The following is a 12,496-nucleotide window of genomic DNA, read 5'->3' as shown; positions in this document are numbered from 1 at the left end:
CGGGGCATGAGCGTCGCGGCCATCGACATCGGCACGAACTCGGTCCTCCTGCTCATCGCCGAGCGCCGCGGGGGTGAGCTCGTCGCGCTCGTCGAGCGCGCGACCATCACCCGGCTCGGCCAGGGGGTCGACGCGGCGCGCGCGCTCGCGCCCGAGGCCGTGGAGCGCACGCTCGCCTGCCTCGCCCGCTACGGGGAGGAGCTCCGGTCCCGGGGGGTCGAGCGCGTGGACGCCGTCGGCACCAGCGCGATGCGCGACGCCGCTGGCGGCGAGGCGTTCATCGCCCGCGCCCGCGAGCTCATCGGCGTCGCGCCGCGCGTGATCTCCGGGCCGGAGGAGGCGGAGCTCACGTACGCCGGCGCGCTGACGGGGCTCGACCTGCCGGCGCATGGTCCCAGGATCGTGGTCGACGTGGGCGGCGGCAGCACGGAGATCATCGTCGGCAGCGCCGGCGGCGCGGTGGAGCAGGCGGTGAGCCTCGACGTGGGGAGCGTCCGCCTGACCGAGCGTCACGTGCGCACGGATCCGCCGGCCGCCTCGGACCTCGAGGCTGTCCGCGCCGACGTCCGGGCGGCGCTGGCGACGCTTCCAGCCGTGCCCCAGCTCGCGGCGCCCACCCTGGTCGGCGTCGCGGGCACGGTGACGACCCTCGCCGCGCTCGTGCGCGACGTGGCCCCCTACGACGGCGCCCGCGTGCATGGCGCGCGGGTATCCGGGGCAGAGATCGTGGACATCACGTCCCGCCTCGCTTCGCTGCCGCTCTCCGCGCGCAGGCAGCTGCGCGCGCTGGATCCAGCGCGCGCGGACGTCATCGTGGCGGGCAGCGTGCTCATCGAGGAGATCCTCGCCTGGGCCTCGCGGCTCGCCGGAGCTCCTGTCGATCTCGTCGCTTCGGATCGCGGCGTCCGCTGGGGGCTCGCCGAACGCCTCAGCGCCGCCTGAGCACCCCGGCTCGTTTGAAGTACGGACGGACGCAACGCCCGAGGTGCGTCGCGTCCGTCACATTTTCGAGTCATCCCACCCAGGTCAGGTCCGCCACCTCTCCCGGAGAGGCCCGCTCTGCCCTAAACTAGGCGAGTGAGCCGGCGCGTACCCACGCCGATGCCTCCATCGGTACACACTGTCACCCCGCCCGACCCCGAGGAAAAACCAGAGTGATCACGCCACGATGGCTCAACCACGGGGATTTTCGTTGACGTATATCGGCCGGCTCACTAGAGTGCGCGCGCCTGGCGCAAACCGGCCCTTTTCCAAGAGGGCGGTTCCCCCAACCTCAATCCCTTCCGCCCGCAACCGTCCGCTTCAACCGCCGCTTGTCAAGATTCCGCCGTGCACGCCGGAGCACCGACCTCTCGCGGGTCATGGAGGGTGCTCGCGTTCCCGCTTCTCGCACAGCGGTCTCGAGCGGCGGCTCGTGGCTCTTTTCTCGGAATTTTTCTCGGAATGCGTGACGGTGTGTGTCGGTTCTGCGGGTCCAGGTTCAACCGCATGTGCAGCGTACGCCCCTCGAAGGGATTTCGGGAGGCAGACGAAAAACTAAAAGGACGGCGGGGTGGAAGGCAAAGGAGACGATATGCAGGCTCGTTCGGAGATCCAGTTCAAGGTGGGCGACAAAGCCGTCTACCCGGCCCAAGGCGTGGCCGAGGTGGTCAACATCGAGGAGAAGGACATCGCTGGCAACCGTCAGCGATTCTATGTTCTCCGCATCTTGGACACGGATCGAAAGATCATGGTTCCAGTCAGCAACGCGAGCGCGGTCGGCCTTCGCCAGGTCATCTCTGAACAGGAAATCCGGGAAATTTTCGACATCCTCCGCGAGCGTACCATCGCGTTCGACAACCAGACCTGGAACCGTCGGTACCGCGGCTTCATGGACAAGATCAAGACGGGTTCTATTTACGATGTCGCCGAGGTGCTACGCGACCTCTATCGCTTGAAGACGGACAAGCAGCTCTCGTTCGGTGAGCGCCGCATGCTCGACACCGCCCGGACGCTGATCGTGAAGGAGATCGCGATCGCCCGAGGTCAGACGGAAGAGCAGGTGAAGACCGAGATCGAGGCGATCTTTCTCGCCAACTAAGGCGTTACCTGATGGTTAGCGGCCTTGCGGCCGCTGCCGATGGAGGCCGGCACTGCCGGCCTCCGGGCTTTTGTGGGCCGAAAATTCCCTGCACCATCGGTCCGGGTGCGTTCAGAGGTCGCTGCCCGGTCGCTTCTGCACGGGAGGGAGCGGGGGCAGCGCCACATCGACGCGCCACCCCGCGTCCTCGTAGACGCAGGGCACCTGGACGCGCTCTCCCGGGAGCAGGCCGGCGATGTCCACGAGGGCGTGGGCGCCGGCGATCTGGGCGGTGTAGCGCTGCGGCTCGAAGCGCAAGAGGAAGCGGGACGGCGTGATCATCGCCTCGGGCGCGATCGCCTTGCCGGTCGCGGCGCTGTAGCGCTGCGCGCGCGACGCGAGGTTGTCTCGAGCGCGGCGCGACAGGAGCTCGAAGGCGGCCTTGGCGTCAGCCGGGTCGCCGTGCAGCTGGCGCAGACGAGCGACCAGCTCCCGGACGGCACCGTCGGGCGTGCCGCTCGGAGGCCGCCTGCTGCATCCGGCAGAGGCGAGCGCCGCGACCGTGAGCGCGACCGCCACGCCGGCCCGGACGAGGCGCGCGCCCGAGCGCCGGGCGTCCTGTCGCGCAGGTTGCCGCTGCATGACCATGCGGCCCTCTCCTTAGAACGACGCGTCGCCGACGTCCACGGCGCGCGGCCGCCGGCCCCAGGATGACGTCGCGACGGATCGCGCTCTTACCGGATGTTGCGCGCGCCTACGCCCACGCGCCGTCACCCCGGCGCGGCGCCGGCGAGCGCGCCCACCTGGCGGAGCGCCTCGTACAGGACGATGGAGACCGCGTTGGCCAGGTTGAGGGAGCGCACGGGACCCAGCGTGGGAATGCCGAAGACGTCGTCCGGCATCCGGGCGAGGAGTTCGGGGTCGAGGCCCACGCTCTCCTTGCCGAACACCAGCGCGTCGCCTGGCCGGAAGTCCGCGTCGAGGTAGCTCCGCTGAGCCACCGCGCTGAAGAGGCGGAGCCGAGCGTTCGGGTGATGGTGGCGAAAGTGGGCGATGTCGAGCTGCTGCTCGAGCGTGACCAGGTGCCAGTAGTCAAGCCCCGCGCGACGGACACTCCGCTCGTCGATGCGGAACCCCAGCCTCCCGAGCAGATGCAAGGGGCTCTGGGTCGCAGCGGCGAGCCGCGCGATGTTGCCGGTGTTCTGCGGGATCTCCGGCTCCACCAGCACGATCCGGAACGGCGGATCGAGCGGCGCCGCACGGAGCCGGGGGCGACCATCGTTGAGCACGCCCTCTCTTTCCGCGACGCGACCGCGCGCCGCAACCCCCGAGCGGTGGATCGTACGCGCAGCCTGGCTCGCCAGCGCCGCCTCGACAGATAGCCGGCCCACGTGGCCACGCGGAAAACGCGAACCGAACGGACGGAGGCCCCTCTGTTCGCTTGACGGCTGTACGAGCGGACACGTAGCCTCCCGCCTCGGAGACACGGAATGCGCGCATCGTGCTGGATCGCTTCGGCTATTGCCCTCGCAGGAGTGGCGTCGTCCTCGCTCGCGGCCGCCGACGCCATGGATCCGGCGCTCGCGCGGCTCGTGCGCGACCCGGAGCCGAGCCTCGGCGGCGCCGCTGTGCCCTGCCGCATCACGGGGCCGGGCGGTGGCCTCTACTACAACCCCGCTTCCCGTTATCAACGCTGCCTGACGGACGACGCTGCGTTCGCCAAGCTCATCGCGCAGTACGGCTTCGCGGTGGCGCCGTCGGCGATGCACGCGGCGCGGACCACGGGCTACGGCGGGTTCGAGATCGGCATCGAGGCCAACTATACGAAGATTGACAGCGACGCCGATTATTGGAAGCAGGGCACGCAGGGCCCTCAGGATCCGACGAGCAAGAACTTCTCCATCGAGAACCGGAGCCCGGACTCCTTCCTGCAGCACTACTCCCTCAAGGTCCGCAAGGGGTTTCCGTTCGGGTTCGAGCTCACCGGCGCCGTCGGGTTCCTCGCCAACACCAGCCTCGTGAGCGCGGGCGCCGACGTGCGCTGGTCGCTGTTCGAGGGGTTCCGCCGAGGCCTCCCCGCGATCCTCCCGGAGCTCGCCGTCGGCGGCAGCGTCCGGAGCGTCACCGGGACCGAGGAGTTCCAGCTGACCGTGGCCGGCGCCGACGCAGTGATCTCGAAGCCCCTGCCGATCGCCGGCACGGTCGTGATCACCCCCTACGCCGGCTACCAGTGGCTCAGGATCTTCGGAGACTCGGGGCTCATCGATCTCACCCCGAACACCGACGCCGTGAACTTCTGCAACTTCCGCGGGGTCAACTCGCCTGCCAACCCGGTGCAGGGGCAGGACGGCAACGCGCTCCCCCACGACGGCCAGCCGGTGTGCGGGGGCGGCTCCCAGGCCGACTTCAACAACACCGTGGTGTTCGACGCCGTGCGCATGAACCGCCACCGGCTCCATTTCGGCGCGCAGCTGCGGTTCCAGATGGTCAAGCTCGGCGCGCACTTCATCACCGACATCGTGAGCCCCGAGGACGCGAACCAGGGCGCGGCGAACGAGATCGACGGCGAGAACAAGTTCGCCGGGCTCGGGTCGCAGTGGACCCTCGGGATCGATCTCGGCGCGATGTTCTGAGACCCGCCGCGCCGGGGACGCCCGCCACGGGCCCTCCGGCGCAGACCCGCTTCGAGCGGACGCGGCTCGCTGCGCTCCTCAGCGCTTCGAGCTCAGATCGGGCAGCGCGTAGCCGAGCTCGGCGAGGAGCGCACGGAATGCGCGGTCCTCGTTCCGCGCCACGGTCAGGTGCTCCATGAACTTCTTGAAGTTGCCCTGGGCCGCCGCGTCGGCGGCGCGCTCGCTGTTCTCGAGCACGAGCAGGAGATGCGGGTGCGCCTTGGAGACGGAGCTAGGGCACTCCATCTTGCTCGCCACCCGGGCGCGCGCTTCCGCGAGCGCATGCACCACCATGACGAGCTCCTTGTCATGGGTCCGCGGCAGGAGCATGTCGCCCTCCCTGCGCGCCTCGTCGAGCAGCAGGCTCGCCCTGTCCAGATAGCTCCCGGCCCAGGCCGGCAGCGCGACGAAGAGCGAGCAGAGCGCGAAGGTGAAAGCAAGCATCAGGTGACGGATCATCGACTGGGTCCTCGGTCGTTCACGGTTTGCTCGGAGGACACCTCGCCGGATGGCGGGCCCCCTCTGCCCTCGGGCGCACCTTGCAGGGTCTCGGCGGCTGCCCGTCCATCGGATGCCGCGGCCGAGGGCTCCGGCGCGGCGCACGAAACGAGCGCGGCGCGCGCGGCCGCCTGCTCCGCAAGCTTCTTCGACCGGCCCCGGCCGGTGCCGATGACCTGGCCGTCGACCTCGACGGCGACGAGGAACGCGCGGTCGTGGTCGGGCCCCTCCGTGCCCATCAGGCGGTAGCGCGGCGACGCAGCGCCGCGCGCCTGCACGCGCTCCTGCAGCTCGCTCTTCGCGTCACGCCCGAGCAGGCTGCCGCTCGCGAGCTGCGCGAGCGGGCTCGCGGCGATCTTCCGGCTCAGCGCCCGCGCGCTCTCGAAGCCGCGATCGAGGTACAGGGCCGCGACGAGCGCCTCGGTGGCGTCGGCGAGCACGTTCGTCTGGTCGCGCTCCCCGGCGACCTCCGCGCCGCGCCCGACCCGGAGCGCAGCGCCGAGCTCGATCCCTCGCGCCCACGCCGCCAGCGCGTCCGTGTTGACCAGGGCCGAGCGCATCATCGAGAGCTCCCCCTCCCTCGCCCCTGGAAAGCGCTCCATGAGGAGCTCCGTCACGCACAGGCCGAGCACGGCGTCCCCCAGGAACTCGAGGCGCTGGTTGTCCACGCGCCGGCCGCCTCGCTGCTCGTTCGAGAAACTCGGATGCGTCAGCGCCTCCTCGAGGTGCGGCAGGTCCCCCTCCAGCCCCAGATCCAGGCGTTGCAGCAGCTCGCTCGGGAGCATCCCCAGCACCTTGCCCACGCGCAGCGTCAGCCCGCGCTCAAGCGGTCGGTCAGCTCGGCCAGCTCCAGGTCGAGCGCGGTCAGGCCGCCAGCGTCATGCGTGGACCACGCGACCCGCACCTTGCCCCACGACAGCGCGATCTCCGGGTGATGATCGCGCCGCTCGGCCAGGAGGGCGATCTGCATCACGAAGCCAACGCCGGTGCCATAATCCGGAAACGAGTAGCTCCGCTCGATCTGCTCGCCCGCTCGCACCCAGCCCGGGTGAGCAGCGACGAACCCGGCGATCTCATCTTCCGAGAGCCGATCACGCTTGCCCATGGGACGCAACTATGGGCTAAGCCCCGCCCCGGTGGAACCCCGGAATGCGGCCCCCGCCCCGCGCAGCGTCCGCCGCGCGCGCCGCTCGCCGTGCGCTATCCTCCCGCCTCGATGACCGGGCTTCACGCCTGCCCCTTCTGCCGGGAGATGTTCGAGGCGAAAGAGGCGTCCACGTGCCCCGCCTGCGGCCTCCGGCTGGAGGCGCTCGCGAAGCTTCCCCCCTCGTACGACGCGCTCCAAGAAGAGCCTGACGAGCCGCTCCCGCCGCACATGGAACCGCTCCCGTGGACCTACGCCGGGCGCGGCCGGGGCGCCCTGCTCGCGCTCGCGCTCCTCGGGCTCGCGGCGTTCTTCGCGCCGTGGATCCACGAGACGGCCCCCGAGCTCCGCGACCTCAGCGGCTTCGGGCTCGCGCGACGGCTCGGCTGGATGTGGGCCCCGGCGGTCGCGTTCTTCGTGATGATCCCGCTCGCGCTGACCCGGAGATCGATCCACAAGATGCGCGGCGCCCGCGTGGCCGTCGCTTTCCTCGCCGCGATCGCCCTCGTCACCGTCGCGATGCGCCTGATGTTCACGCCGGGCAGCACGCTGCTCCGTCCCGTCCGCTTCACGTGGGGCTACGGGCTCTACGCGACCGGGGCAATCGCGCTGCTCGCGCTGTTCACCGCGGCGTTCTTCGGAGGAAGGATCGACGACCTCCCCACGGGGCAGCGGCGGCGGGGCAACGAGGTGCTGCACTGAGGCACGGAGGAGCGCGTGGCCGGTGGCATCTCGGGTCGACAGGCTCGCCCGTGCGACGTAACCTTGATGGGAGTGGCCTTTGTTCGCTGCTCGAAGGTGCGCAATGGCCAAGCGATCTGCCAGCGTACGCCGTGAGCTCTCGCGGGACGACGAGACGTTCGATGTCCCCGCGGCGGTGCTCTGCGCGTGCTGCGGACAGCCCGACTGCGCCGGGTGCTCCGCGGCGAGCGACGAGGGCTCGGGGGTCGTCGCGATCGTCCCGTGGGAGCGCCCGATCGGCGGGGTCTGGTCGCGGCTCTGGGCCACATCGAGGGCGACCACGCTGGGAGCCGAGACGTTCTTCGCGACGATCCCCGACGGCGCGCTCCCCGCGGCCATGCGCTTCGCCCTGCTGGCGGAGACGCTCGCGATCCTGTCGATGATCGCCGCGCTCCTGCCCCTCGTCGCGCTGGCGCTGCCGAGCCTCACGCTGGAGCTGGCGCGCAATCCGGCCGCACGCGCGAGCGCCCTCCAGTGGCTCGCGATCGGCGTTCCGGCGGTCACCGTGTGGATGGTGCTCGCGCACACCTTGCACGGCGCCGCGCTCGACCTCGGGGCACGGCGCCAGGGCGCACGGCCAGAGCGCCGGCGCGCGCTCCGCTTCGGGCTCTACGCGTGCGGCTGGGATCTCATGGCTGGCCCGCTCGGCGCGCTGGCCATGCTCATCACGGGCGGCACCAAGGGAGCGGAGCAGGTCCTCTCGGCCTCGCTCCGGGTACCGGGCAAGGCGTCCATGGCGCTGCTCCTGGGCGTCTACGCGCTCCACCCCGACGCGGCGGAGCGCGCTCGACGCGCCGGGAGCATCGCCGCGCTCGCGCTCACCATCGCCTCCGGCTTCGCCGCCATCGCGCTCGCCGTCGCCTTCAGCTGACACGCCGTTCAGCGCCCTCGGGGGTGTCGCCCTCGGCGGCGCTGCCGCCGCGGGTGTCGAGCGCCCATCCGTGCGCGCCAGCAGCCTCAGCGCATGTCGTGACGCGGCACGGGCGAGGGCGGAGGCGCGCCAGGACGCCGACCGCTCGCGAGGGTGCCCGGGCGCCTCTTCGGCTGCAGATCGCCCGTCGAGGTGATGTCGATGAGGTCCACGAGCTCGGGGGCGTGACCGGAGACGTCCTGCGCTCGCAGGCGATCGAGGAGCTGCTTCACCTGCGCCTCCGCCTTGCCGTGCGCGAGGATCTGACGGATGGACGGCGCCTCCTGCTCGAGCGAGCGGCTCACGGGTTTCCTGCTCTGGCGCCGCCACAGCACAGCAAAGCCATCGCCCTCGGGCACGGGCTCGGGCACGAGCTCCGCGTCTTTCACCCCGGCGGCAGCCGAGAGGAGCCCCGGGTCGACCTTCAGCCCCGGCTCGGACGTGGCGCCGTCGGACGCCACGAAGCCGAGATCGCCGCCGCGCATGCTCGTCGCCTTGTCGAGCGACTTCTCGCGCGCGATCTCCTTGAAACGCTGGGGTGACGGGTCCTTCTTCAGCTCGGCCAGGATCGCCTCGGCCTCCGCGTGCGTCGCGACGAGGATGCGCCAGAGCGCCACCATCGCCGGGGAGCTGAACCTGTCGCGGTGGGCCTCGTAGTAGGCGCGGACCTCCTCGTCCGTCACCGGGGAGCTCGCCGCCGCCTCCGCCTGGATCCGCTGCAGCAGCGCGGAGCGCAGGACGCCGCGCACGCGATCCTGCACGTCGGCGCGCTCCGTGAGCTTCTGCGCGGCGGCCCCCTGGGCGAGGAGCAGCTCGCGCACGAGGACCTGGTTGACGAAGTTCTTCCGGATCTCTTCCGGGGTACGCCCGAAGGTCTGGAGCTGAAACGGCGGGACTTGCGCGAGCCTGCGCTCGACCTCCGACGCCGTGATCGCCGCGTCGCCGACGCGCGCCACCGGGACGTCCGCAGCGGCCGCTGGCTGGGCCTCAGCGCGGAGCGACAGGCCGGTCGACGCAGCGCACACGACCGCCATGGCGGCCGCGCCGAGGGGGAGCTTCAGCGTTCTCGCGCGCATCGGAGCGGGTTATCCCCGCGCCAGCAGGCAAGGTCAAGCTGCCCCGCGGCGCGCTGCATCGGCGGACACGCCGCGCTCGTCTCCGCGCTCGCCGCCCCGCAGCACCCCGGCCTTGCGCAGCGCGTGCGCGTCGAGCCCGACGAACCGGTACACGTCCGCAGAGAAACCGTAGGCGCGGTGGAGGTGCCTCAGACCTTCCACGAGCTCGGCGGTCACCTCGACCGGGGGCGGGGGCGGGTACGCCTTGCGGATCGAGGTGAGCGGCTCGCCCAGCTCAAGGAGCTCCTCGACGCGCGACAGCACGTCGATCGGCTTGAGCGCACGCTTGCCTCGCCGCGCGACGCCCTCGGCCAGCTCGGCGAGCAGGCGTCGGCGCCGGCGCTCGGTACGGCCGTCTCCGGCGCGACCGCCGCCGCCCAGGAGCAGCTCGTTGAACCGGCGCGCGGCCCGGCGCTTCTCGACCGCATCCGGACTTCCCCGGCGGTTCTGCGCGCCGCCACCCCGCTTGGCTGGACGTGGCGCTTTGGTGGACCCGGCCGTGCGGGCCGGCGAGCTCTTCGTCTTCACGATCCTCGGCAAGAGCACAGCGCGCTCGAGGAGCCGGTATTCCCCGGCACATCTTCTTGCTGTCCCGGCAGTATAGACAGCTCATCCTCCCGCTTCGAAGAAAGCGGCGGGCGCACGGTCGCGCTCGCCCCGCGCGGCGCTGGACGTCAGCGCCCACCTGCGCACCACGCGAGGGCCGTTCCGACGGCCGCGATCAGCCAGGCCGGCCACGTCGCGCGCACGAAGCCGGCGACGTCCGACAGGGCGCCGCGCCGGGCGCGCCGCACCGCCTCGGCGTGGCCCACCCGGCGGAGCTCCTCGCGCGCGATCTGCTCGTGCTCCTCGTCGTCGAGCGGATCGCTGCCAGCCAGATGGTGCAGGTGATGTGTCACCTCGTGGTCGATCGTCTCCTCGATCTCCGCGTCGATGTCGAAGCCGGGATCCTCGCGGGCCTCCGACCGGAACGTCCGATAGAAGATCCGGATCTCCGGAGGATGGGCGATCCCGAGCGCATCAGCGGGTGTCCCGGGCGTGTAGCAGCCGAGCAGCGGCTCGCCTCCGTCGTCGCAGGCCGGCACCCCTGCGTCGATGAAGAGATCGATGTTCCGCACGCCGCGAGCCTCGTAGATGCGCCCGGCCGCGGCGCGGACGCGCGCCTCGAAGCCGTCGAGATCCGGAAAGGCGCTCGAGGCGCCCGCCCGAGCCCTCGTCCCTGCCCTCGTCGAGCGGAGCTCCCCGAGCTCGTCCGCGTCCGCTCCGTCCGCTCCAGCAGCGCGCAGCGGGGCGCGCGCGAGCTCCCGCTCGAGCGGCACGTCGAGATCGTTGCGGGCGCCGCAGCCCTGGCAACGGTAGACGGCGAGGAGCCGCGCGGGGTAGCGCGCCTCGTGGTAGAGGTCGACGATCGCCGCCCACGCCTCGTCGGGCGCTCTGGCGAGCGCGTCGGCGATCACCGGCGCGCGGCGCTCGCGGCCGAGCGCCGCGATCCCCATGGCCACCACCAGCGACGGCGTGACGCGCAGGACGCCGTCGTCGGGCAGGCGGAGGAGCGGCATCGCTTCCTCGACGGTGCGCTCCACGAGCCGCACGGCGCGGCAGACGGCGCGACCCACGCGCAGCGCCGGGATCGGGTGCGACACGCCGAAGTCGAACGGGAGATCGAGCTCGGGATCGTCGAGCTCGCCATCGGTGAAGGGCCCGATCTCCAGCAGGCCCGACGGAGCGACCTCGAACGGAGCGCTGCAGTTCTCGCAGGTGTAGGCGCCTGGCTCCTCGGGCACGACGCCGGCAGACGCGAGGAGCGCGCGCAGGACATGGGCGTCGGTGAGCGGGAGGCCGAGAGGATCCAGCGGCGCGCCGCGCGCGTCGGCCAGGACCGACGGGCCCGCGAGGACCTGCACGTCGAGCGCGCACCTGCCGATGGATGCGCGCTCGCCGCCGCGGCCTGCGGGTGCGCCGAAGACGGACGAAGCGCGAGCGCGCGCGGCGGCGTCCGACAGGCGCGCCACGCCGCCGGAGGGGAGGTGGACCTGAGCGGGGAGCAGGCGTCGCGCGGGCGCAGGCATCGCGGCGGCCTATATAGCGGGTGGCTCGCCTCAGGGGTCCTCGGGACGCGGCGGACCGCCGACGGCGCCCTCGTCGCTCGGAGCGAGCGATCCCCACGGTTCGCGATCCCTGTCGGTCGCGGACGGCTCGCTCGCCGCGCGGCCGATGTCGAGGCCGGCGGCGCTGGCGAGCTCGGCGGCCACCGCCGCGGAGAGCGAGCCTCCGCTGAGCGGTGAAGCGCCGGCGACGGTCGAGATGGGCGACGGCTCCGAGGATTGGCGATCTCGGCGGCGACCGCGCGCGAGCACCGGCGCGCGCTCCCCGTCGCCGGCCGGATCCGGCGCGGCCGCGCCCACGCGATGGACGGTCGCGCGCAGCTGCACGCGCCCGAGCGACAGGCTCGCCGCGCTGGCGGGCGGCATGCTGGACGAGAGCTCCGCGCCCACGGGCACGCCTGTCCCGAAATCGAGGTAGCGGGTGATCGCCAGGGCGTAGATGAGCTTGTGCACGGTCGGCTCCGGCGCGACCCCCGCTCGGAGGAGCGCGGCGAGCGTGGGCGTGGAGCTCTCCAGCGCCTCGATCACCGCGAGCTCGCCCTCGCGGAAACCGAAGCGGCCGGGCTCGAGGGCCGGGTGCAGGCGGAGGGGCACGGCCCCGATCCGCTCCAGGGTCCGCTGGAGGCGCGTCGAGCGCTCGCCGTGATCGCGCAGCCCCGCCCAGAGGAGCGCGAGGGGATCGACCTTCGCGGGATCTCCCCCCCACTCGGCCAGCGCGTCGAGGCCGTCGAAGTAGCGGTACTTCGTCTCCGGGGGCAGATCGAACAGGCGCACCATCCGCCGCACGAACTGGACCTGGGCAAGCCAGTCGATGGTCGTGGCGTCGACGCACCCCGACAGCAGCAGCACGTCCCCCAGAAGGCCCCTTGTCGCGAGCGCCTCCGCCAGGATCTCGGCGGTGATCACCCCCTCCTCGAGCAGGATCTCCCCGAACCGGGCGTACCCGTCGCTCGGACGGATCTTCACGGGGTTCCCCCGGACGATCCGCAGCGTGTGCTCGGCGCCCGTGGGCTCCACCAGGATGAGCGCGCCGGTCAGCCGATGCTCGACGGCATAGACGAAAAGATGAGCGAACGGCGTCCGCTCCAGATCTCCTTCCGCCGTCGCGAGACCGTCGGGAGACATCCTGGGCCAAGCTACCATAGCGCGCGCAAGCCGGATCCCCCTTTCTCCGCGCGCGGCGGCGCGGAAGCTGAGCAGGCGCCCTTGGTCCCGCTGCCGCGCTCCGCCGGAGCGCGGGCATCGGCCGCGG

Annotated in this window: 14 protein-coding genes; 5 read left to right on the top strand and 9 right to left on the bottom strand. The window is 71.9% G+C overall.

Going from position 1 to position 12,496, the window contains the following annotated elements:
* The first annotated feature begins 6 nt into the window (after positions 1-6).
* On the top strand, positions 7-942 hold the full coding sequence (locus WMF45_RS09515) for a Ppx/GppA phosphatase family protein (protein ID WP_437716612.1): 936 nt from the start codon (positions 7-9) through the stop codon (positions 940-942).
* A gap of 631 nt (positions 943-1,573) precedes the next feature.
* The gene (locus WMF45_RS09510; RefSeq protein WP_012234339.1) at positions 1,574-2,080 is read left to right on the top strand and encodes a CarD family transcriptional regulator; all 507 of its coding nucleotides are present in this window, start codon (positions 1,574-1,576) and stop codon (positions 2,078-2,080) included.
* Between the two features lie 111 nt (positions 2,081-2,191).
* Here the strand turns inward: WMF45_RS09510 and WMF45_RS09505 are convergent, their stop codons facing one another.
* Positions 2,192-2,707: a hypothetical protein gene (locus WMF45_RS09505; RefSeq protein ID WP_437716611.1), complete on the bottom strand. Its 516-nt coding sequence runs from the start codon at positions 2,705-2,707 to the stop codon at positions 2,192-2,194.
* A 122-nt stretch (positions 2,708-2,829) separates the two neighbouring features.
* Positions 2,830-3,348 (bottom strand): tRNA (cytidine(34)-2'-O)-methyltransferase, encoded by a 519-nt coding sequence (locus tag WMF45_RS09500; protein ID WP_437716610.1) that lies wholly within the window; start codon positions 3,346-3,348, stop codon positions 2,830-2,832.
* A 246-nt stretch (positions 3,349-3,594) separates the two neighbouring features.
* On the opposite strand from WMF45_RS09500, the gene WMF45_RS09495 reads away from it, so the two are divergent.
* Positions 3,595-4,692 carry a hypothetical protein gene (locus WMF45_RS09495; RefSeq protein ID WP_437716609.1) on the top strand — a complete coding sequence of 366 codons (1,098 nt, stop codon included), beginning with the start codon at positions 3,595-3,597 and terminating at the stop codon, positions 4,690-4,692.
* A 78-nt stretch (positions 4,693-4,770) separates the two neighbouring features.
* Here the strand turns inward: WMF45_RS09495 and WMF45_RS09490 are convergent, their stop codons facing one another.
* From WMF45_RS09490 to WMF45_RS09480, 3 genes are read right to left on the bottom strand one after another with little or no spacing between them, the layout of a single operon-like run.
* Entirely contained in the window at positions 4,771-5,190 is a 420-nt protein-coding gene (locus tag WMF45_RS09490; RefSeq protein WP_437716608.1) for a hypothetical protein, read from the bottom strand.
* A complete protein-coding gene (rnc, locus tag WMF45_RS09485; protein WP_437716607.1) occupies positions 5,187-6,014 on the bottom strand; it encodes a ribonuclease III in 828 nt (275 codons plus the stop codon). The genes WMF45_RS09490 and rnc overlap by 4 nt, the downstream gene beginning before the upstream one ends.
* A 26-nt stretch (positions 6,015-6,040) precedes the next feature.
* Positions 6,041-6,334: a 4a-hydroxytetrahydrobiopterin dehydratase gene (locus tag WMF45_RS09480; RefSeq protein ID WP_437716606.1), complete on the bottom strand. Its 294-nt coding sequence runs from the start codon at positions 6,332-6,334 to the stop codon at positions 6,041-6,043.
* Between the two features lie 111 nt (positions 6,335-6,445).
* Here WMF45_RS09480 and WMF45_RS09475 point away from each other — a divergent pair, with 111 nt between their 5' ends.
* Together WMF45_RS09475 and WMF45_RS09470 are read left to right on the top strand one after the other, a co-directional pair.
* Entirely contained in the window at positions 6,446-7,075 is a 630-nt protein-coding gene (locus tag WMF45_RS09475) for a hypothetical protein (RefSeq protein ID WP_437551186.1), read from the top strand.
* Between the two features lie 103 nt (positions 7,076-7,178).
* Positions 7,179-7,985 (top strand): hypothetical protein, encoded by an 807-nt coding sequence (locus WMF45_RS09470; protein ID WP_437716605.1) that lies wholly within the window; start codon positions 7,179-7,181, stop codon positions 7,983-7,985.
* 86 nt (positions 7,986-8,071) lie between these two features.
* Here the strand turns inward: WMF45_RS09470 and WMF45_RS09465 are convergent, their stop codons facing one another.
* The 4 genes from WMF45_RS09465 to WMF45_RS09450 all read right to left on the bottom strand — a co-directional run bounded on the left by WMF45_RS09465 (position 8,072) and on the right by WMF45_RS09450 (position 12,369).
* Positions 8,072-9,100 (bottom strand): peptidyl-prolyl cis-trans isomerase, encoded by a 1,029-nt coding sequence (locus WMF45_RS09465; protein ID WP_437716604.1) that lies wholly within the window; start codon positions 9,098-9,100, stop codon positions 8,072-8,074.
* Positions 9,101-9,133: 33 nt separating this feature from the next.
* Positions 9,134-9,667, bottom strand: coding sequence for a hypothetical protein (locus tag WMF45_RS09460; protein ID WP_437716603.1), 534 nt, complete (start codon positions 9,665-9,667; stop codon positions 9,134-9,136).
* A gap of 146 nt (positions 9,668-9,813) precedes the next feature.
* Entirely contained in the window at positions 9,814-11,208 is a 1,395-nt protein-coding gene (locus WMF45_RS09455; protein ID WP_437716602.1) for a metallopeptidase family protein, read from the bottom strand.
* A 30-nt stretch (positions 11,209-11,238) separates the two neighbouring features.
* Positions 11,239-12,369 carry a hypothetical protein gene (locus WMF45_RS09450; RefSeq protein ID WP_437716601.1) on the bottom strand — a complete coding sequence of 377 codons (1,131 nt, stop codon included), beginning with the start codon at positions 12,367-12,369 and terminating at the stop codon, positions 11,239-11,241.
* Positions 12,370-12,496 lie beyond the last annotated feature (127 nt).

This window comes from Sorangium sp. So ce448 (genome assembly GCF_051520915.1).
GTDB classification, from domain to species: domain Bacteria; phylum Myxococcota_A; class Polyangia; order Polyangiales; family Polyangiaceae; genus Sorangium; species Sorangium cellulosum_B.
This window is presented reverse-complemented; position numbering and strand designations above follow the sequence as displayed.